This is a genomic window from Mesorhizobium sangaii (assembly GCF_014207355.1).
Taxonomy (GTDB): domain Bacteria; phylum Pseudomonadota; class Alphaproteobacteria; order Rhizobiales; family Rhizobiaceae; genus Mesorhizobium; species Mesorhizobium sangaii.
In genome coordinates this window covers 1,070,832-1,091,061 of record NZ_JACHEF010000002.1, presented here as the reverse complement: position 1 = coordinate 1,091,061, position 20,230 = coordinate 1,070,832, and the positions used below count along the sequence as shown (strand labels likewise).

General features: G+C 63.4%; 20 protein-coding genes. 7 read left to right on the top strand and 13 right to left on the bottom strand.

The features are described from left to right. Nucleotides 1–10 precede the first annotated feature (10 nt). Nucleotides 11–1,120 (bottom strand): TRAP transporter substrate-binding protein, encoded by a 1,110-nt coding sequence (locus HNQ71_RS14390; protein WP_184873183.1) that lies wholly within the window; start codon nt 1,118–1,120, stop codon nt 11–13. A 262-nt stretch (nt 1,121–1,382) separates the two neighbouring features. On the opposite strand from HNQ71_RS14390, the gene HNQ71_RS14385 reads away from it, so the two are divergent. After that, entirely contained in the window at nt 1,383–2,156 is a 774-nt protein-coding gene (locus HNQ71_RS14385) for a gamma-glutamyl-gamma-aminobutyrate hydrolase family protein (RefSeq protein ID WP_184873182.1), read from the top strand. On the opposite strand, the gene HNQ71_RS14380 is transcribed toward HNQ71_RS14385, so the two are convergent. The 5 genes from HNQ71_RS14380 to HNQ71_RS14360 all read right to left on the bottom strand — a co-directional run bounded on the left by HNQ71_RS14380 (nt 2,157) and on the right by HNQ71_RS14360 (nt 6,327). Continuing rightward, a complete protein-coding gene (locus tag HNQ71_RS14380; RefSeq protein ID WP_184873181.1) occupies nt 2,157–2,555 on the bottom strand; it encodes a hypothetical protein in 399 nt (132 codons plus the stop codon). 104 nt (nt 2,556–2,659) lie between these two features. Then, complete coding sequence (locus tag HNQ71_RS14375; protein WP_184873180.1) at nt 2,660–3,658, bottom strand: 2-hydroxyacid dehydrogenase; 999 nt, start codon at nt 3,656–3,658, stop codon at nt 2,660–2,662. After that, nucleotides 3,655–4,677 carry a LacI family DNA-binding transcriptional regulator gene (locus tag HNQ71_RS14370; RefSeq protein ID WP_184873355.1) on the bottom strand — a complete coding sequence of 341 codons (1,023 nt, stop codon included), beginning with the start codon at nt 4,675–4,677 and terminating at the stop codon, nt 3,655–3,657. The genes HNQ71_RS14375 and HNQ71_RS14370 overlap by 4 nt, the downstream gene beginning before the upstream one ends. 113 nt (nt 4,678–4,790) lie before the next feature. Then, complete coding sequence (locus HNQ71_RS14365) at nt 4,791–5,675, bottom strand: DMT family transporter (protein ID WP_184873179.1); 885 nt, start codon at nt 5,673–5,675, stop codon at nt 4,791–4,793. 244 nt (nt 5,676–5,919) lie between these two features. Then, nucleotides 5,920–6,327: a DUF2000 family protein gene (locus HNQ71_RS14360; protein ID WP_184873178.1), complete on the bottom strand. Its 408-nt coding sequence runs from the start codon at nt 6,325–6,327 to the stop codon at nt 5,920–5,922. Nucleotides 6,328–6,376: 49 nt separating this feature from the next. Here HNQ71_RS14360 and HNQ71_RS14355 point away from each other — a divergent pair, with 49 nt between their 5' ends. Beyond that, complete coding sequence (locus tag HNQ71_RS14355) at nt 6,377–7,246, top strand: AraC family transcriptional regulator (RefSeq protein ID WP_184873177.1); 870 nt, start codon at nt 6,377–6,379, stop codon at nt 7,244–7,246. Between the two features lie 22 nt (nt 7,247–7,268). On the opposite strand, the gene HNQ71_RS14350 is transcribed toward HNQ71_RS14355, so the two are convergent. Both HNQ71_RS14350 and HNQ71_RS14345 read right to left on the bottom strand, forming a co-directional pair. Continuing rightward, nucleotides 7,269–7,739 carry a MarR family winged helix-turn-helix transcriptional regulator gene (locus HNQ71_RS14350; protein ID WP_095084311.1) on the bottom strand — a complete coding sequence of 157 codons (471 nt, stop codon included), beginning with the start codon at nt 7,737–7,739 and terminating at the stop codon, nt 7,269–7,271. A gap of 217 nt (nt 7,740–7,956) precedes the next feature. Beyond that, complete coding sequence (locus HNQ71_RS14345) at nt 7,957–8,688, bottom strand: intradiol ring-cleavage dioxygenase (protein ID WP_184873176.1); 732 nt, start codon at nt 8,686–8,688, stop codon at nt 7,957–7,959. 193 nt (nt 8,689–8,881) lie between these two features. On the opposite strand from HNQ71_RS14345, the gene HNQ71_RS14340 reads away from it, so the two are divergent. Then, complete coding sequence (locus HNQ71_RS14340) at nt 8,882–9,931, top strand: CobW family GTP-binding protein (protein ID WP_184873175.1); 1,050 nt, start codon at nt 8,882–8,884, stop codon at nt 9,929–9,931. 262 nt (nt 9,932–10,193) lie between these two features. Then, complete coding sequence (locus tag HNQ71_RS14335) at nt 10,194–11,168, top strand: WD40 repeat domain-containing protein (protein ID WP_184873174.1); 975 nt, start codon at nt 10,194–10,196, stop codon at nt 11,166–11,168. Between the two features lie 152 nt (nt 11,169–11,320). Here HNQ71_RS14335 and HNQ71_RS14330 read toward each other — a convergent pair whose 3' ends face one another. After that, nucleotides 11,321–11,773, bottom strand: a complete 453-nt coding sequence (locus HNQ71_RS14330; protein ID WP_184873173.1) for a hypothetical protein — start codon at nt 11,771–11,773, stop codon at nt 11,321–11,323. 157 nt (nt 11,774–11,930) lie between these two features. Between HNQ71_RS14330 and HNQ71_RS14325 the strand changes: the two genes are divergently transcribed. Together HNQ71_RS14325 and HNQ71_RS14320 are read left to right on the top strand one after the other, a co-directional pair. After that, nucleotides 11,931–13,310, top strand: coding sequence for an aspartate aminotransferase family protein (locus tag HNQ71_RS14325; protein WP_184873172.1), 1,380 nt, complete (start codon nt 11,931–11,933; stop codon nt 13,308–13,310). Nucleotides 13,311–13,356: 46 nt separating this feature from the next. Beyond that, complete coding sequence (locus HNQ71_RS14320; RefSeq protein WP_184873171.1) at nt 13,357–14,742, top strand: glutamine synthetase family protein; 1,386 nt, start codon at nt 13,357–13,359, stop codon at nt 14,740–14,742. A gap of 18 nt (nt 14,743–14,760) precedes the next feature. On the opposite strand, the gene HNQ71_RS14315 is transcribed toward HNQ71_RS14320, so the two are convergent. From HNQ71_RS14315 to HNQ71_RS14300, 4 genes are all read right to left on the bottom strand, one after another. Next, nucleotides 14,761–16,035 (bottom strand): glycerate kinase type-2 family protein, encoded by a 1,275-nt coding sequence (locus HNQ71_RS14315; protein WP_184873170.1) that lies wholly within the window; start codon nt 16,033–16,035, stop codon nt 14,761–14,763. Continuing rightward, a complete protein-coding gene (locus HNQ71_RS14310) occupies nt 16,032–16,535 on the bottom strand; it encodes a heme-degrading domain-containing protein (RefSeq protein WP_184873169.1) in 504 nt (167 codons plus the stop codon). Before HNQ71_RS14310 ends, HNQ71_RS14315 begins: the two co-directional genes overlap by 4 nt. Before the next feature lie 80 nt (nt 16,536–16,615). Further along, entirely contained in the window at nt 16,616–17,929 is a 1,314-nt protein-coding gene (gene guaD, locus HNQ71_RS14305; RefSeq protein ID WP_184873168.1) for a guanine deaminase, read from the bottom strand. A 1-nt stretch (nt 17,930) separates the two neighbouring features. Then, nucleotides 17,931–19,148, bottom strand: a complete 1,218-nt coding sequence (locus HNQ71_RS14300; RefSeq protein ID WP_184873167.1) for a urate hydroxylase PuuD — start codon at nt 19,146–19,148, stop codon at nt 17,931–17,933. 136 nt (nt 19,149–19,284) lie between these two features. Here HNQ71_RS14300 and HNQ71_RS14295 point away from each other — a divergent pair, with 136 nt between their 5' ends. After that, nucleotides 19,285–20,205: a LysR family transcriptional regulator gene (locus HNQ71_RS14295; protein ID WP_184873166.1), complete on the top strand. Its 921-nt coding sequence runs from the start codon at nt 19,285–19,287 to the stop codon at nt 20,203–20,205. The last annotated feature ends 25 nt before the right edge of the window (nt 20,206–20,230 follow it).

Below are 20,230 nucleotides of genomic sequence, written 5' to 3'. Positions count from 1 at the left end.
AAAGAGCGGGCTACAGCTTGCCGTTGCGCTGCTGGACCATCATGAAGGTGTCGTAGTTGTATTCGGCCACCTGCGCCCACAGATAGTGCTCCTTGCGGAAGCCCTTGATCGATTCCCAGATCTTCTTGAACGGCGCGTTGGAGGCTTCCATTTCGGCATAGACCTCGTTGGCCTTCTCGAAGCAGGCGGCCATGATGTCTTGGCTGAATGGGCGCAGCTTCGCACCACCGGCCACCAGCCGCTTCACCGCTGCCGGGTTCAGATAATCGTACTTCTGCAGCATGTTGGCATCGGCAGCCTGGGCGGCGGTGCGCAGCAACGATTTGTAAGTCGGCGAAAGCTCGTCGTATTTCGCCTTGTTGAACATCAGATGGACGGTCGGACCGCCCTCCCACCAGCCGGGGTAGTAGTAGTAGGGCGCGACCTTGTAGAAGCCGAGCTTCTCGTCGTCATACGGGCCGACCCATTCGGCGGCGTCGATGGTGCCTTTTTCCAGCGCCGGATAGATGTCGCCGCCGGCGATCTGCTGCGGCACGACGCCGAGCTTCTGCACCACCTTGCCGGCAAAGCCGCCGATGCGCATCTTGAGGCCGGACAGGTCGGCGACCGTGTTGATCTCCTTGCGGAACCATCCACCCATCTGCACGCCGGTGTTGCCGCCTGGCAGGCCGAAAAGGCCCTGCGTGGCGAGAAACTCGTTGAACAGGTCGATGCCGCCGCCATGGTAGTGCCAGGCGTTCATGCCGCGCGCGTTGAGCGAAAAGGGAACCGCCGCACCGAGCGCCCATGTCGGATCCTTGCCCCAGTAATAATATGCCACCGTGTGGCAGGCCTCGACCGTGCCGGCCGTGGTGGCGTCGGCGGCCTGCAGGCCGGGCACGAGTTCGCCGGCGGCAAAGACCTGGACCTGGAAGTTGCCATCGGTGGCCTCCGACAGCATTTTGGAGAACACCTCGGCGCCGCCATAGATGGTGTCAAGCGACTTCGGGAAGGACGACGCCAGCCGCCACGTGACCTTGGGATTGGACTGGGCTATTGTCGGCGCCGCGAGCGTGGCCGCCGCCGCTGCAGCACCGACGCCGGTAACACCAGCCTTGCGAATGAATGAACGACGATCCATGAAGTTCCTCCCTTTTGGACCAGACAGACCGACGTTCGGAAAATCCTCGCTTCCGTGTCGGTTGGCGCGAAACAATACACAGGCAAGAAGTCGAGTCCAGCGTGGCGTCCCAATTTGACGGCGAAGCCCAGCCGCCCTGCAACTATAGTCTAACAGGCCGTTTCTTGGCCCATGCGGCACGTGAAACTTGTCATGGAAAAATACCGGCGGATCGCCTATTTTGGAGGCAGGATACCCTTTGCAGATGGAACACAGAGCCAAAATGCATCAGCCGCTCGTCGCCATATCGACCGACGTACGTCAGTTCGACAACTACACCTGGCATGCCGCCCCGCAGCAATATCTGGAGGCGGCGATTGCCGGTGCCGGCGTGTTCCCGGTGCTGGTGCCATCGTTTGGCGACAGGCTCGACTTCGACGAACTTCTGTCGTCGGTCGACGGGGTCATGGTCACCGGGTCGAAATCCAATGTGCACCCCTCGCTGTATGGCGGCGACGCCAGCGAAGCCAATGGCCCCTACGACCCGGCGCGCGACGCCACCACGCTGCCGCTGATTCGCAGGGCGATAGAGCGCGGCGTGCCGCTGCTCGCCATCTGCCGCGGTATCCAGGAAATGAACGTGGCACTCGGTGGCACGCTGGGCACCGAGATCCAGGAGCGTGAGGGTTCGTTCGACCACCGCGCGCCGGTGAGCGACAATCAGGACGAGCGCTTCGCCATCCACCAGACCATTTCGATCAAGCCGGGCAGCTGCCTGGCCGGCGTGTTCGGTGCCGGCGACATCAAGGTCAACTCGTTGCACCGCCAGGCGATCGACCGGCTCGGCCCGAAACTGCAGATCGAGGCGGTTGCCGGCGACGGCACGGTCGAGGCGGTTTCGGTGCGCGACTCCCGCGCCTTCGCCGTTGGCGTGCAATGGCATCCGGAATATTGGGTCAACTCGGACAGCAACTCGGTCAAGATTTTCCGTGCCTTCGGCGATGCCGTGCGGCTGCACGCCACGGCGAAAGCGGGTGCGCGCGCCGCCGCGGAATAATCAGTCCCTCAAACCACCGGTGGCCGCCAGCGACAGCAATGGCGCGGCCGGGGCATAGGATTCGTAGCCGCCACCGTCAGCAACCGCGAAGGTGACGATCGGATCGACGCCATTGGCGCTGAAGGCGACCGTGCCATCTTGTTGCTGTCGCCAGAACTTTGCCCGTTCGATGCCAGGCAGGAGCCGGCGGCAGTTCGGCCCCACCGTCAACAGTGACAGGTCATCCGAAACCGACGCACCGCGCGTGACCGCGCAGTTGCCTTGGTCGCCATTGGCCACCAGCCTGTAGCTGTTGGATGGCGCGACCGCATCGGCTGCACTTTCACCGTTGCCGGGATGAAACAGCTGGATGCCGCCAAACAGCGCCGCGGCAGCGATCACCATGGAAAGCGCTTTCATCATCTTCTTCCACGCACACGGACAAGATGAAGAATGATTTCAGATGGTTAAACGGACGTTAATAAGCGTGGCAGCCTGCCGTTCCATCCGGACGGAAAGGCACTTCACACTTTTCCTGGATTTGCCTTGGCCTTCACATTCACAGTCTCCGGCACCGGCGTCAGCGGACGACGTTCTGCGAACCAGGAGACCAGATTGTCGACGCACAGATCCGCCATGGCACGGCGTGTATGGTCCGAGGCCGAGCCGACATGCGGCAACAGCGAGGTGTTCGGCGCGTCGAGCAACGCCTTGGGCACGTTCGGTTCATCGGCGAAGACATCGAGCCCCGCGGCGGCGATGGTGCCGTTGGCAAGTGCTGCCGCAAGCGCAGCCTCGTCGACCGTGCTGCCGCGGCCGATATTGACGAAGACGCCGTTGGCGCCAAGAGCGGACAGGATTTCGGCATTGACCGCCCTCTCCGTCGAGGCGCCGCCGGGCGCCACCGAAATCAGTGTGTCGACCGCTTCGGCGAGGCCCTTCAATGTCGGGTGGTACTGGTAGCTCAAGCCTTCGACCCGGCGCCGGTTGTGGTAGGCGACCGGCAGGCCAAAAGCTTCCAGCCGCCGGGCAACCGCCTGGCCGATGCGGCCCATGCCGAAAATGCCGACCTTGCGGCCACGCAAGGTCAGCCGGCTCAGGGGATAGTTGCCCTTGCGCAGCCAGCTGCCGTCACGCAGCCAGGTCTCGGCACGCGGCAGGTCGCGGATGGTGTTGATCAGCAGCCCGATCGTGGTGTCGGCAACCTCTTCGGTCAGCACGTCGGGCGTGTTGGTGACCATGATGTTTTTGGCGGCCGCGTGGCCGACATCGACCGAATCATAGCCGACGCCGAAGGAGGCGATGAGTTCGAGATTGGGCAATGCATCCATCATCGCCGCATTGATGCCGGCGAACGAAGCGATGCCGCGCACGTTGCCGCGCATCTCGTCGGTGACCAGCGCCGGATCGGCTCGTTCGATCCTGACCCGGTTGAAGGTATTGTCGATGCGCTTGATCGCATGGTCGTTGAAGTCGCCCGGCACCAGAATGGCGACGGTCTGCAATTGTTCGGCCTTGGTCATGCACGCTCCACCGGCTTGCCGGTCGACTGGCGCACATGCAGTTCCGGCTTGATCAATTCCTGCGACGGCCGCACCGTCTGCCCGTTCAACTTGTCCAGCAGCGCACTGGCGGCGCGGCGTCCAACTTCGCGCTGGCCGTTCCAGACGGTGGTCAGCGCCGGCGTCGCAATCGCCGCCTCTTCGAGATCGTCATAGCCGGTGACCGAGATGTCGACGCCCGGCACCAGGCCGGCACGCGCAATGCCGTTCATCAGGCCGATGGCGACAAGGTCGTTCCAGCAGCAGGCGGCCGTCGGCTTGTCCTTCAGCGCCAGGAACTGCCCGGCGGCCTCGAAGCCGGCCTGCTTGGTGCGCGGGCCGGCGATGCGCCAGGACGGCCTGACTTCCAGCCCGGCCGCCTCCATGGCGTTGACATAGCCCTGGTAGCGATCGCGGCCGGTCGAGGTCTGGTCGGTGCCGCCGATCATGGCGATGCGCTTGTGGCCGAGCGAGATCAGATGGTTGGTGGCGAGCCCGGTGCCATAGGCATCGTCGCCGCGAAAGACCGGCACGTCGGCGCCCTCGACCGTGCGGGCGATCAGCACCGCTGGCAGGCCGTTCTCCTCGGCCATCAGGATGTCGGAAGCCGGCGTGCCGATGGCCGGCGACATAATGACGCCGTCGGCACCGAGCTGCAGCAGCGTATCGATGAAGGTGCGCTGCTTCTCGAGCTGGTCATAGTGGTTGGACAGGATGAAGGTCTGGCGGCTGCGGTCGAGTTCGCTTTCGATCGAGCGCAGGATCTCGGCGAAGAACGGGTTCATGATGTCGTGGACGACGACGCCGACAATGCCCGAACGCGAGGTGCGCAGGCTGGCGGCGCGTCGGTTGTAGATATAGCCAATGGCGCGGGCATGTTCCTTGATGCGGTCACGGGTGGTGCCGGCGACCAGCGGGCTGTCGCGCAGCGCCAGTGACACAGTGGCCGTGGAGACGCCGAGCGCATCCGCGATCGTCGAAAGCTTGATTTTCTGTGCCAGCGACCTGTGCTCCCCGACCGGCTTCAGTCCTTATGCACGTCGTTGTCCCGAAACCGGTTCCCACATGCATTAAACAGTTTAAAGGCGGCGTTATGCCATCGATCGGCAGTAAATCAAAGTTTTTTTGCCAACGCCTCCGCTTCGACGTCGGAGGCCGCGCGGCTCTGCAGCCGAAGCCGATGCTCGCGATGAACGATGTAGAGGCCGCTGGCGACGATGATGGCGGCGCCGACCAATGTCCAACGGTCGGGAAACTGCTTGAAGACGATCCAGCCGGAAATGATCATCCACACCATCTGCGAATAGGGATAGGGCGCCAATGCGGTGGTCGTCGCAAGCCGGTAAGCCTGGACCAGCAACCAGTGGCCGACGCCGCCGAACACGCCAAGCATGAGCAGCACGAACCAGTGCCAGCCATCATGCGGCAGGGAGAACGAAAACGGCAGCAGGGGCAAAAGCAGCACCGCCGGCGCCAGTGCCGAGAACAGGATGAGGCTTTCCGACGTCTCGCTCGTCGACATGCGGCGCGTCATGATGACGTAGAAGCAGTTCGACAGCATCGAGCCGAGCGCAAAGAGATGCCCGATGCCGAAAACGCCGACACCTGGCCGGGTGATGATGAGAACCCCGGCGAAGGCCGCCAGGATCGCCAGCCAGCGCCGCCAGCCGGCCCATTCGCCAAGCAGCGGGCCGGCAAGTGCTGTGATCACCATCGGTCCGAAGAAATAGATCGAGGTGGTTTCGGCCAGTTGCAGGGAGCGCAGCGCCAGGATGTTGAACATGGTCGAGCCGAACAGGAACAGACCGCGCAGGACATGCGCCGGCAGGTTGACCGGGCGAAACCGCACCGGTTGGCGCCAGCCGCGCAGCAACATGCCGACCAGCACGACATGCACGGCAAAGCGCACCCAGGCGACGATCAGCACGGAAACGCCGGCCAGCACGAGATATTTGCTGCTGGTGTCGAGAAAGGTGAAGAAGACGTAGGTGGAAAGCATGCAGAGGATCGCCACCGGGGGCGTTGCGCTTTCTGGATGTCTTTGGGGAGCACTCACTTGCAGGCCGGGTGGGAAGCTGGGCTGAAGCCCACCTTTGCGGGAAATGTCGCTTGCCGGCAAGCCAATTGTCGCCCGCCGCCACGCCAAAGCCGGCTGGCACAACAGGAGCCGTCGGCAGGCTTAGTCTTTTGGAGCGAAGGCGTGCGGAATTCAGGTCAGGCCGGCACCTGAACCTCGGCGCAGCCTAGGCGTGCATGCGGGCGCCCTTGGTGATCTTGTCGACCACCTTCTTCTCGGCGCGAAGCGCGATACCGACCACCCTGGCGTCTTCAGGTGCGAATTCGGCAAAGACCGCGCGGTTGGCCGCGTCGTGGCCGGTCGCGAACATCTCTTCGACATAGAGCGAGGTCGTCACGCCACGCTCCAGCGTGCGCCGGTGGATTGTGGCCAGCGTCGCCTGGTCGGCGGACAGCACGATGACCGGCTGGATTGACAGCGGATTGTAGAGATTGCCGACGCGGTCGCGGTAGGGTTCGCCGATGATGTCCGGGAACTGGGCGACGATGCCGCTGGTCAGGAAGGCGGTGACGTTGAGTTTCTGCCAGACCGGCAGATCCTGCCTGAGCACGATTGCAAATTTCGTGTCGAACATGAGACATTGACCATTCGAGCTGTGCCCCAATGCGAGGCTGAAGGAGAAGATGTCGCACGATCTAAACAGCCAGGCCTTCGAGGGTCTTGGACGTTTGTGCGTTGACGCGGCGGAGAACTGCATCATCTCCGCCTCCGACCCTGCCGGCATGGAGCGGATCGAGGCGCGGTTCCATGGTAGCGCCTTCGACCTGCATCGCCACGACACCTATGCGATCGGAGTGACGCTGCATGGCGTACAGCGGTTTCGCTACCTCGGCGCGACACGCCACAGCTTGCCTGGCCAGATCATCGTGCTGCATCCCGACGAATTGCACGACGGCGGTGCCGGCACCGAAGACGGATTGTGCTACAGGATGCTCTACCTGGAACCGGCGCTGATGCTCGACTGCCTTGGCGGCGCGTCGTTGCCGTTTGTCAGGGATGGCGTGCTGACGGATGACAGCTTCTGCACGACGCTGCTGTCGGCGCTGGGGCCGCTCGAGGAGGAACTCGATGAGCTGTTCGTTGCCGACTTCCTCGCCCAGTTGACGCAAAGCCTGACCCGGCATGCCGGCCAGCCGGCGAAGCCGATGGCCAGAACTGCATGGCGGGCGGCTACGCTGGCGCGCGACTATCTCACGGAGAATTTCGGCCGCCCGGTGCGTTCGGGCGAACTGGAAGCGATCACCGGGCTCGACCGCTATGCCCTATCACGGCATTTCCGGGCCGCGTTCTGCACCAGCCCGCATCGCTTCCTGGTGATGCGCCGGCTTCAGAGCGCGCGACGGATGATCGCCGCCGGCGAGCCCCTGGCGCAGATCGCCATCGAGGCCGGCTTCAACGACCAAAGCCATTTCATCAGGCAATTCAAGAAGGCGTTCGGCATGACGCCGGGGCGCTGGTCATCCCTGATCCAAGGCACTGCCGCGGCGGCTTGATCGTTGCACCAGGATCAAGTGATCAGTCGTCCGTCTCGGCGTCGTCGTCGATCAACACCAATTCCTCGTTCGAGAGGTTGGCCTCGATGCGGGCAAGCAGCTTGAACAGCGCCTTCTGGTCCTTCTTGTCGAGGCCCTTCAGCGCCTGCTTTTCCGTCTTCTTCACCGATTTCTCGATGGCGTGGATGATGTCGCGGCCGGTGTCGGTGAGGAAAATATGAGCCTGGCGGGCATCGGCCGACGAGGCGCGCTTTTCCAGAAAACCCTGCGCCTGCAGCCGGTTGATGGTCTTGGTGATGGTCGGTGGGCGCACACCGAGGCGTCCGGCGAGATTGCCCGGCGTCTGGCCGTCTTCACGGTCGAGCGCCAGCATGATCTGATCCTGGCCGGCATAGAAGCCGTGTGCCAGAAGCCGCGCAGCGAGCGCGGTTCTTGCCAGCCTTGCCGCCGAATGCAGCCGGCTCATTGTTGCAGTCTTGTCCGCCTTGGCCATGGTCATCCCTCTTCGGCCGTACCGGTACGGTCAGCATAGACGCAGCCGTCCGATTGGCAATCGACGATCAAAAAGATTCCGGCGCTCCAAACAGCTTTGCCGGCAAGCATTGCGGTGCCCGCCGTGGCTAATGCCAGATGTTTATTTCAGTTAGATGACAAACGACTTTTCGCGAGCGGAGTTTTCGCCGCGGACGACCTGCGTGAGGGATTGTCGGTCAACCGGACTGCACCGCGACGATCATCAGCGCTTGATAGGCATCCTCCACCTCGCGCAGTGCGGCCTGCGACAGCGGTCCGGCGTGCCTGGCGATGCCGTCGCTGGCGTTCGAGGTGTCACGCTTGCCGGGCCGATCATTGTATGGCGCGACAGCGGTGAATATCTGCTCGCTGAGACTGTCGGGGAAGAACAATTGGCCGGTCATCACCGAATTGTCGTTGGGGAAGACCTTGAAATGGATATGGGTGGTGCGGCCGTGATACCAGCCGGGATAGATGGTGGCGAAGGAAACGATGCCGCTTGCATCGGTCTTCTGCCAGCCACGCAGGAAGGTCTGGCCCGACGTGTCGACATCGCGGCCGTCACCTTGTCCCGGGTAGCCCGAATAGGCACCTCGCGCGTCGCAATGCCAGATGTCGACGCGGACGCCGGCAAGCGGGCGACAGGCCGCGTCGACGACCTGCAGCCTGACCGTGAGGGCAACGCCCTTCTTGCCTTCAGTGACATCGGCACGTTCGAGTTTCGCGTCGAAATAGAACGGCCCTTCGGTCACCTCGGGCGTGATGGCGCAGACGCCGGCGCCGGATTGGAACAGGGTCAGCCCGGCATAGGCCGAAGACTGGGCGGCGATTGCCGCGGCCGGCAGGAAGGCACCACCGCCGGCAGTCACCGCGATCAAGCCGAGCGCCTTGCGCCGGCTCAACGAGATGGAGAACGGCTTGCCGGACATATCGTGCCTCTCGAATTGGCCCCCCGTCTCGATCTAGGCTGTGACGGCGGCTTCCGCCAGTAAAATTCGGCAATGCCGGCATGCCGGTTTGGCCCATCGGTTTGCCTCGTGCAAAAGCCCGGCACACGTCCTATATGGAGCCAACAATCCCTTTTCCAGGCTTTTTCAAGGCCCAGATTTTTCGAGGCAAGTCATGAGCGACGCACAGACGCAGATCCCCGTAACCGTTCTCACCGGCTATCTCGGCGCCGGCAAGACGACGCTGCTCAACCGCATCCTGTCGGAAAACCACGGCAAGCGTTACGCCGTCATCGTCAACGAGTTCGGCGAAATCGGCATCGACAACGAACTGATCGTGGAATCCGACGAGGAGATCTACGAGATGAACAATGGCTGCGTCTGCTGCACGGTGCGCGGCGACCTGATCCGCGTCGTCGAAGGACTTATGCGCCGGCCCGGCCGTTTCGACGCTATCGTGGTCGAGACCACCGGCCTTGCCGATCCGGTGCCGGTGGCGCAGACCTTCTTCATGGACGACGACGTGCGCTCCAAGACAAGGCTCGACGCGGTGGTGGCGCTGGTCGATGCCAAGCATCTGCCGCTGCGGCTCAAGGATTCCAGGGAAGCCGAGGACCAGATCGCCTTCGCCGACGTCGTCGTGCTCAACAAGACCGACCTCGTCACCCCCGAAGAGCTCGCCAAGGTCGAAGCGACCATCCGTGCCATCAATCCGGCGGCGAAGATCCATCGCACGACACGAGCCGGCGTCGCCCTCTCGGAAGTGCTCGACCGCGGCGCCTTCGACCTTTCAAGGGCGTTGGAAAACGATCCGCATTTCCTCAAGGCGCATGACGATCACGATCACGACCATCATGACCATGACGGCCACGATCACCATGATCATGACGGGCACCACCATCACGCGCATCCTTCCGACATCCATGACGTGACGGTGCAGTCGGTGTCGCTGCGCGGCGGCGAGATGGACCCGAAAAAGTTCTTCCCGTGGATCGAGAAGATCACCCAGATGGAAGGCCCCAACATCCTGCGCCTGAAGGGCATCATCGCGCTCAAGGGTGATGACGAGCGCTACGTCATCCAGGGCGTGCACATGATCATCGAGGGTGACCACCAGCGCGCCTGGAAGGACGGCGAGAAGCATGAGAGCCGGCTGGTGTTCATCGGCCGCGAACTCGACGCCGAGCGGTTGAAGAAGAGTTTTGACGCCTGCCAGGCTGCCTGATTTCCCAATCAGTTTATGGCGCTAGCGCTGGCCTTCCTTCTCCCCTTGTGGGAGAAGGTGGCCGAGCGAAGCTCGGTCGGATGAGGGGTGTTCCAGCTCGGCAAACCGCAATCCGTCCAGCACCCCTCAACCGTCTTGGCGCTGCGCGCCAATCCACCTTCTCCCACAAGGGGAGAAGGAAGAAGGCGCACCTGACCGCAACTGCAGAGCCCTAGGCAACGGTAAGAGTCGCAAGCAGAAATCTCGAATGGAATAGTCTCCCATGCCAACCGTCGCCCCGCTTGATCTCGAAGGCCATTGCGTCGCCGCCGTCTTCCTCGGCGACGTGCCGCATTTCGCGCTGGCTGATGGTGCCGTCCATCGGCTCGACCATGGCCACAAGACAATTCAAGCCAATGACGGGCTGCTCGCCGCCTTCCACGATGCGGCCAATGACCGGCTGATCACCGGCGGCGAGGACGGCAAGATTTTTTCTGTCACCGCAGGCGGCAACGTCCAGGAACTGGCGAGCGCCGGGAAAAAATGGATCACCAGCGTCGCCGCCGGACCGCAGGGTGCCATCGCCTATGCGACGGGCAAGACCGCCTTCGTGCGCTTCGCCGACGGCAAGACCCGAGAATTTGCCCATCCGCGTTCGGTCGAGGGGCTGGCGTTCTCACCCAAGGGTATGCGCTTCGGCGTTGCCCGCTACAATGGCGCGACGCTGCATTTCCCGGCCACCGAAGGCAAGCCGGCGGAGCTCGAATGGGCCGGCGCCCATACCGCCATCACCTTCTCGCCCGATGGTGCGTTCCTTGTCACCACGATGCAGGAGAACGCCCTGCACGGCTGGAAGCTTGCCGACGGCAAGCACATGCGCATGACCGGCTATCCCGGCAAGGTCAAAAGCCTGTCATGGAGCGCAAAAGGCAAGTGGCTGGCGAGCTCCGGTGCGCCGGCGGCGATCGTCTGGCCGTTTTCGGGCAAGGACGGCCCCATGGGCAAAGCGCCGCTGGAACTCGGCACACGCGGCAACGCTATGGTGACGGCGGTCGCCTGCCACCCGAGCCAGGATGTCGTCGCCGTCGGCTATGATGACGGCATGGTGATGGCGGTGCGCTTCTCGGACGCCAAGGAAGTGCTGTTGCGGCGACCGGGCAACGGCGCCATCACCTCGATGATGTGGGACAAGGAAGAGCGCCGCGTCGCCTTCGGCAGCGCGGCCGGCGACTGCGGCGTCATCGACATCACGGCGTAAGGTGTGCTGAGATTCAGGTGAGGCCGGCCTGCAAAAGAGGGCTCTCTGCGCTTCCGGTGCTCACGGACCCGAATGTCCGCTCCGCTCCGGTTCTCGAAGCCATCATTTTCGGCTCGGCCTGACCTGAATCTCAACACACCCTGGTCTGGGATTTATTCGGCGCCGCAGGAAACCTTGCCGGTCAGATCGGCTGTCTTGCCATCGCCGTCCTTGTCGGCGGTGCTGTCATAGACGGCAAGCGTATACTGCCCGTCATAGACACCTTCATCGCTGGCCTTGGTCAGGATCGTCAGTTCGACGGAACTGAAGGTCTTGGCCACCTCGTGCTCATGATAGATGTTCAGGCGCAGCTCCTTGTCGTCGAGCCAGTACTGGGTGAGGTTGGAATCCTCGAACACGGTCTTGCGCAGTTGGTCGTCAGCGGGCCTTGCCTTGATTTCGAGGTCGCCGCGAAAGTTGAAGGTCGGGCCGCCCATGCCTCTGGTGACGCCGGCGCCGACCTCGAATGCCACCGCCGCATCGTCGACGTCGCACCAGATGCCACCGGAGGCGCAGGCCATTTTGGCCGACAAAAACAACCCCGCCGCGCAGATGATCGTCCGCATTTTTCCCCCCGCACCCCAAATTGCCCCCCTCATTGGCCCTGGTTTCGCCAGCAGCGTCAAGCGCTGCCACCAGCGGCTGAGCCAATGCAGGACGGACGCCCGGCCGATTGCGGTCGCGGACGTGGATTGGCTAAGAGGGACGATCAGAGGGGTTTTCATGCATAGCGACAGTTCAAGGACGTCCATCGGCGGCATCGATCGCGATCGTATTGCCGATCTGCGCGAGATCGAGGCGGCAGCCTTCCGCAAGGCGCGGCCGAAATCGCAAGCGAAGGTCGGCAATGGCCTGCCAGGCTTCTTCGGCGGAGTGCCGATGCACTGGATGAACGACTGGCCGACGCCGTTTCCCATCCTGGTCGAAAGCGCCAGGGGGGCCATCCTCACCGATATCGACGGTATCAGGCTCGACGATTTCTGTCTGGGCGACACCGGCTCGATGTTCGGCCATTCGCCGCCGCCGGTGGCGCGCGCGATCCGCCGCCAGGCCGGACGTGGCCTGACCTACATGCTGCCCTCCGAAGACGCACTCGCCATCGGCCCGCTGCTGCAGCAGCATTTCGGCCTGCCGTTCTGGCAGATCGCGACGACGGCGACCGACGCCAACCGCTTTGCGCTGCGGGTCGCCCGCGCCCTCACCGGGCGCGAAAAGATCCTGGTCTTCAACGGCTGCTATCACGGCTCGGTCGACGAAACGATGGTGCGGCTGGTGGATGGTGTTCCGGTCAACCGGCCGGGCCTGGCGGGCGAATTCCGCGACCTGACCCGCACGGCGAAGGTGATCGAGTTCAATGATGTTGCCGCACTGGAGGCCGCGCTTAGGGATAAGGATGTCGCCTGCGTCATCGCCGAGCCGGTGCTGACCAATTCCTGCATGGTGCTGGCCGACCCGGGCTTCCATGACGCGTTGCGTAGGTTGACGCGCGAATCCGGTACGCTGCTACTGATCGACGAGACGCATACGATCTCGACCGGCCTAGGCGGTTACACCAGGAAATACGGGCTGGACCCGGACTTCTTCGTGCTGGGCAAGCCGATCGCGGGCGGTGTGCCGGCCAGTGTTTGGGGCATGAGCGATGGTGTCGCCTCTCGCTATGCCGCCTACAATAGGGAGAAGGAGCCGGGCTATTCCGGCATGGGCACGACGCTCTCGGCCAATCCGCTGCAGTTTGCGGCGATGCGCGCCACGCTCGAAGAGGTGATGACCGAAGAGAATTATGCCCGCATGGATCACCTGGCGCGGCGGCTCGACGCCGGGCTGACCGGCGTGATCGACCGCTACCGCTTGCCCTGGCATGTTGCCCGCGTCGGCGCCCGTGTCGAGTTCATCTGCGCGCCTGGCCCGCTGCGGAATGGGGCCGAGGCCGAGATGGCGCATGCGCCGGAGCTGGAAGCGGCCATCCATATCGCGCTGGTCAATCGCGGCGTGCTCATCGCGCCCTTCCACAACATGATGCTGATCTCGCCGGCGACCTCCGGTGCCCAGGTCAACCGGCTGATCGCCGCCTTCGGCGCGGTTGCGGCAAAGCTTGCGGCGTGAGACAAGCGGCTAACAAATGGGCGCGCCAAGAAAAGCCGGACAGATCATGACCTCACCTTCGGGCTCGACGCCCACCGAGGCGCAAGCCTTCCTCGAGGCCCATCCCGAGATCGAGGCCTTCGATATCGTGCTGACGGACGCCAATGGCGTCGGCCGCGGCAAGATCGTGCGCCGGCATGAGCTGAAAAGTATCTTCCAGGGCGGCCGGCACATGCCGATCTCGATCCTCGGCCTCGATATCACCGGCGAGGATGTGCACGAAACCGGGCTGATCTGGACGACCGGTGACGGCGACCTCAGGGCCTGGCCTATCCCCGGCACGCTGGTGCCGCTCTACGGCACAAACCCGCCGCGCGGCCAGCTGCTGATGGAGATGTATCACCTCGACGGCCAGCCGATGTCGTCGGATCCTCGCCTGGCGCTGGCACGGCAAGTGGAGATCCTGGCCGCCAAGGGTCTTTATCCCGCCGGCGCCTTCGAGCTGGAATTTTTTCTCCTGGCCAACGAGCGCGATGCCGACGGCAAGGTGCAGCCGGCGCGCGCCGTGCTCGACGGCCGCATCTCGGGCAAGACGGAAGTCTATTCCGTCGATCACCTGCATGGCATGGAGCCGCTGTTCTCCGACATCTACGCGGCTGCCAAGGCACAAGGCATTCCGGCCGAGACGGTGATTTCCGAATATGCCCCTGGCCAATACGAATTGACGCTGAACTACCGCAAGGACGTGATGCGGGCGGCCGACGACCTGGTCATGCTGAAGCGGCTGGTGCGGGCACAGGCGCGGCGACACGGCGTCACCGCTTGTTTCATGGCCAAGCCGATCGAGAAATATGCCGGCTCGGGCATGCATTTCCATGTCTCGCTGCAGGACAGAGCGGGCCGAAACGTCTTTGCCGAAGCCGGTGGCGAGAGCTGGTCGCTGCCACTGCTGCAGGGGCTCGGCGGCCTGATCCAGACGATGGCCGAATCGATGCTGGTGTTTGCGCCGCACGCCAATTCCTGGCGGCGCTTCGTCTCGCAATCCTATGCGCCGGTGGCGCCGACCTGGGGCGTCAACAACCGCTCGGTGGCGCTGCGCGTGCCGGCCGGCGACGCAAAGAACCGGCGCATCGAGCACCGGCCGTCGGGCGTCGACGCCAATCCCTATCTGATCGCCGCGACCGTGCTCGCCGCCATCATCAAAGGCCTCGACGAAGGTCTCGATCCCGGCCCTGAGACCACCGGCAACGGCTATGAGGCAGCGATAACGCGCACAACGATGCCGGTCGACTGGCGTGCCGCGATCGAGGCCGCGCGAGCATCCAGCTTCCTGAAAGGCGCGCTCGGCGAAGACCTGCACCGCACCTTCGTGGCGATCAAGCAATCCGAGTACCTGCGCGTGGCACGCACGGTGAGCGAACTGGATTATCATCTCTACCTGCACGAGGTGTGAGCCAAATTGCCGACAGGTTCAGCGGACCAGGATCGCCCTGAGATCGTTGACATTCGTGCCGGTCGGGCCGGGCACGAAAAGATCGGCGACGGCATTGAAGGCCGTCCAGGCATTGTTGCCCGCAAGCATCGTCTTGGCGTCGACGCCCGCCGCCCTCATGCGCGAAACCGTCGAACCATCGGCGAAGGCGCCGGCATTGTCTTCCGAACCGTCGATGCCGTCGGTGTCGGCGGCCAGCGCATGGATGCCTTCGACGCCGTTGATGCCGATGGCGAAGGCGAGCAGGAATTCCGAGTTGCGGCCGCCCTTGCCCCTTATGCCATCAATGGGGGCGCGGAGCGTCACCGTGGTTTCGCCGCCGGACAGGATCAGCACCGGCCTAGGGAATGGCCGGTTGCGCGTTGCCACTTCGCGCGCAATGGCCGCATGGACGCCGCCGACCTCACGCGCCTCGCCCTCGATGGCATCGGAAAGGATGACGGCTTCGACGCCTTGCCGTTTCGCTTCAGCCGCGGCTGCTTCGAGCGAGACCCCGGCCGAGGCGATCAGATGTACCTCGTTGCGTGAAAAGCGCGGATCATCGGGGTTTGGTGCATCGGCGGCAGGCGTGTTGATATGCGCCATCACCGCTGCCGGCAGTTTCATCCCATGGGCTGCGATCGACGCCAGCGCGTCTTGACGGCTGCCAGTATCCGGGACGGTCGGACCGGAGGCGACCAAGGCAGGATTGTCGCCGGGAATGTCGGAAACGACCAGGGACACCACCATGGCCGGCCAGGCGGCGGCAGCCAGCCGGCCGCCCTTGATGGTGGAAAGATGTTTACGGATGGTGTTCATCGCCGCGATCGGCGCACCGGACGCGAGCAGCGCCTCATTGACGGCAATCTCGTCGGCCAGCGTCAGGCTGCCGGCAGGCGATGGCAAGAGCGCCGAACCACCGCCGGAAATCAGCGCCACGACCAGATCGTCCTCTGTCAGTCCCTGGACCTTGGCGAGCAGGCGTTGCGAGGCTTCAAGGCCTGCGGCGTCCGGCACCGGATGCGCCGCCTCGATGATCTCGATGCGCTCGCATGTCGCGGCATAACCGTAGCGGGTGACGACCAGCCCCTCGATCGGCCCGTCCCAGACCTTCTCGAAGGCCGCCGCCATTTGCGCCGAGCCTTTTCCGGCGCCAATGACGATGGTGCGGCCCTTGGGCTTTGCCGGTAAATGATCCCGGATGGTTCGCTCCGGATCGGCTGCAGCGACGGCGGCGTCGAAGATGGAGGTCAGGAAGGTCTTCGGATCGTTCATTTTTCTTCCGGCGGCAGCGCGAGTTCGCGCCCATTGATGCCCAAATGGTTGCACAGCGCCTCGACCACGACACCATGATCCTGGCGTTCCGGCAGGCCGGAGACGGCGATCACGCCAATGACGCCGGCGCCCTTGACCGCGACCGGGAAACCCCCGCCGGCCAGCACATAATCAGCAATATCCAGCGCTTCGCCGATCTTGAAGGTGCGATCGGGGCGCTGCTGTTCCAGCACCATGCGGTAGGTGCTTTTCAAGAATCGCTTGACGACATTGATCTTGCGCCGCGCCCAGTCGGGATTGGAGGCGTTCGAACCGGGCATCGCGGCATAGAACAGCGGCCGGTCGAAAGTCCTGATGTCGACGATAACAGGCAGGTTCTCGGCCAAGGCTCGATCACGGATGGCCGAGCCGATCTTGAAGGCCACGGCCTCATCGAAGGCGGGAAAGACAAGAACGTCTTCTTGTCTCTTGATCAGAGCGATGTCTTCGGCAACGGCCATGTCGTTCCCCTGTCAACTTCGCCGCACGCTTTGACCGATGGCTGCCGCCGGGTCAAGCAAGGAAACACATCGGAGCGTGCCTAAATCGCCATGTCGGATTTGGCAGCCCGCCCGGCGACATAGACCTCGCGCACGGTGCGATCGTCGCCCAGCGTCTGCAAGAGAAACAATTCCTGCGCCAGCGTCTCGACCGTTTCCATCCTGAGCCGCATCGCCGGTGTAGCCCTGGCATCGAGCACGACGATGTCGGCGTCGCTGCCTTCATCGAGCGTGCCGATCTTTTCCGCCACCGACAGCGCCTCAGCATTGCCGCGCGTCATCTGCCAGAAGGACTGGAAGGGATTGAGCTTCTCGCCGTTCAGCGCGATAACCTTGTAGCCTTCGTCCATGGTGCGCAGCATGGAATAGTTGGTGCCGCCGCCGACATCGGTGGCGGCGGCTATCCGGACCGGCTTGTCGCGGCGGCGAAAACGCTGATAGTCGAACAGGCCGGAGCCGAGGAACAGGTTCGAGGTCGGGCAGAACACCGCTACCGAGCCGCTGTCCGACAGCGCATCCGCCTCACGGTCCGACAGATGGATGCAATGACCGAACAGGCTCTTTTTCCCCAGCAGCCCGTAATGCTCGTAGACGTCGGTGTAGTCGCGTGACCACGGATAGAGTTCCTGGGTGAAGGCGATTTCGGCGTGGTTTTCCGACAGATGCGTCTGCATGTGCAGGTCGGGGTACTCCCGGCACAGCGCGCCGGCCATCTCCATCTGGTCCGGTGACGAGGTGATGGCAAAGCGCGGTGTGATCGCATAGTGCTGGCGGCCCTTGCCGTGCCATTGCGCGATCAGGGCCTTGCTGTCGTCGTAGCCGGATTGCGGCGTGTCGAGGACGCCGTCGGGCGCATTGCGGTCCATCATCACCTTGCCAGCGATGTTGAGCATGTTGCGGTCATGCGATTCGGCAAAGAAGGCCTCGGCGGATGCCTTGTGCACCGAGCAGTAGGCGGCCACCGTCGTGGTGCCGTGGCGCACCATCTCGTCGAGGAACAGCCGCGCGATGCGGCGGCCATGCTGCGCATTGGCGAATTTCGTCTCTTCCGGGAAGGTATAGGTGTTCAACCAGTCGAGCAGTTCGGCGCCATAGGAGGCGATGATCTGCATCTGCGGGAAATGCACATGCGCGTCGATGAAACCCGGCAGCAGCAGATGCGGCCGATGGTCGATTTTTTTCGCTGCTTCTCCTGCCTGTTTCTCGACGTCTGCATAGGCACCGGCGGCGACGATCCGGCCGTCGCGGATCAGCAGGCCGCCGTCCTCCTCGTAGCGCCAGGCGGAATGGTCATCGATGGTTTGCGGCCAGCGCACGAAGGACAGCGTGCGGCCGCGCAGAAGTGTCGAGGTCATGCTATTTCCCTGCGCCTTCGAACCAGGCCACCAGCAGCGCTCGTTCCTTGTCGGTGATCTGCGAGACGTTGGCCGGCGGCATGGCGTGGCTGCGGCCGGCCTGCAGATAGATCTCGCGGGCATGGTTGGCGATGTCGGCGTCGGTGTCGAGCATCACCCCCTTTGGCGCGTGGTAGACGCCCTCATAGACCGGCTCCGCCGCGTGGCACATCGAGCAGCGGCCGAGCACCGTATCGCGCACGGCCGGGAAATGCGCCGAGGCGACATAGACCTGCGCCGCCGCCGATTCTTTCGGTTCGCCGGTCAGCACCTTCGGCGCGGTCGACAGCCAGATGATGATGATGAACAGCACAACGGCTCCCAGCCAGGTCCAGGTCGGGTTGCCCTTGCGTGCATGGACGCTGTTGAAATAGTGCCGGATCAGCACGCCGATGATGAACGCCAGCGAGGCGATGACCCAGTTGAACTGCGTGCCGAACGCCAACGGATAGTGGTTCGACAGCATCAGGAACAGCACGGGCAGCGTCAGGTAGTTGTTGTGCAGCGAGCGCTGCTTGGCGATCTTGCCGTATTTCGGATCGGGTTTGCGGCCGGCGATAAGGTCGGCAACGACGATCTTTTGGTTGGGGATGATGACCATAAAGACATTGGCCGACATGATCGTCGCGGTGATGGCGCCAAGATGCAGGAAGGCGGCGCGGCCGGTGAACAGATGGGTGAGCCCCCAGGCGATGAACACCAGCACGCAGTAGAGCACCAGCATCAGGCCGGTGTCGCTCTTTCCCAGCGGCGAACGGCACAGCAGATCATAGACCACCCAGCCCACGCCAATCGTCGCCAGCGACAGCAAGATGCTGACAGGCACCGACATTGGCAGCACGTTGGGATCGATCAGGAACAGATCGGCTCCGGCATAATAGACAACGCACAGCATGGCGAAGCCGGACAGCCAGGTGGCGTAGGATTCCCATTTGAACCAGGTCAGGTGCTCGGGCATCTCGGCCGGCGCCACCAGATATTTCTGGATGTGGTAGAAACCGCCGCCATGCACCTGCCATTCCTCGCCAAAGGCGCCGACCGGCATGCCCGGGCGCTGACGCAGGCCGAGATCGAGCGCGACGAAGTAGAAAGACGAGCCGATCCAGGCGATGCCGGTGATGACATGCAGCCAGCGCACGGCGAAGCTTAGCCAGTCCCAGAAAATCGCGAAATCCATCATTGAAGTCGTCCCTGCCGATGACGCGACTTTACGGTGTCGCGCGCAAACGGAAAGAGGCGAGGTGCGCGATGACTTTCAAAAAAAAATGGAAAATACTAGGTTGTTGAACGCAGCCGCATGAGAGCCACGAAACCGCATGGCCTATCTCGACAACATCGCCGTCTTCGTTCGCGTCGTCGAACTCGGCAACCTGTCGGCGGCAGGCCGCGACATGCGCATTTCGCCGGCGGTCGCATCCAACCGCATCAAGGAACTGGAGAAGCACCTTGGCGTGCGACTGTTCAACCGCACCACACGGCAATTGATGCCGACCGAGCATGGCACGGTTTTCTATTCGGGCGCCAAGCAGGTGCTGGAGGCGATCACCGAAGCGGAAGCCGCGGTCTCGGCGCTGTCCGGCCAGCCGCGCGGCACCATCCGCGTCACGGCACCGCTCGGCCTCGGCCGCCGGCTGGTGGCCTCCGGCATCCCCGATTTCCATGACAAGTACCCCGACATCGAAGTGCGGCTGAGGCTCTCGGACCACAATGTCGATATCATGAAGGAAGGCATCGACGTCGCCTTCCGGCTCGGCATCATCGAAGATTCCAGCCTCAGGATGCGCGGCATCATGGAATGCGAACGGGTGCTGGTGGCAGCGCCGAAATATCTGGAGGCGCGCGGCGAACCCATCGAGCCACAGGAACTGATCGGCAAGAAGCACGACTGCTTGATGCTGCGCTATTCCGGCGCGCGCGAATATGTGTGGACGTTGCAGACCCCTGCCGGCCCGCAGAAATTCGAGGTGCACGGGCCTTATGACACCGACGATGGCGACGTGCTGACCGGCTGGGCGCTGTCCGGGCGCGGTATCATCAACAAGCCGCGCTTCGAGGTCGAGCCGTTCATCCGCGACCAACGGCTGAAGGTGATCCTGAGCAGCACGCCGCCGACGCCGGTACAGTTCGCCGCCGTCTATCCGCACAAAAAGCTGCAGGACCCCAAGGTGCGGCTGCTGCTCGACTTTATGGCCGAGCGCTGCCAGCGGCTGATCAAGGATCTTCTTGCTGGTAAATGAAGGCTGGCTGGCGAGTAAGAGCTGG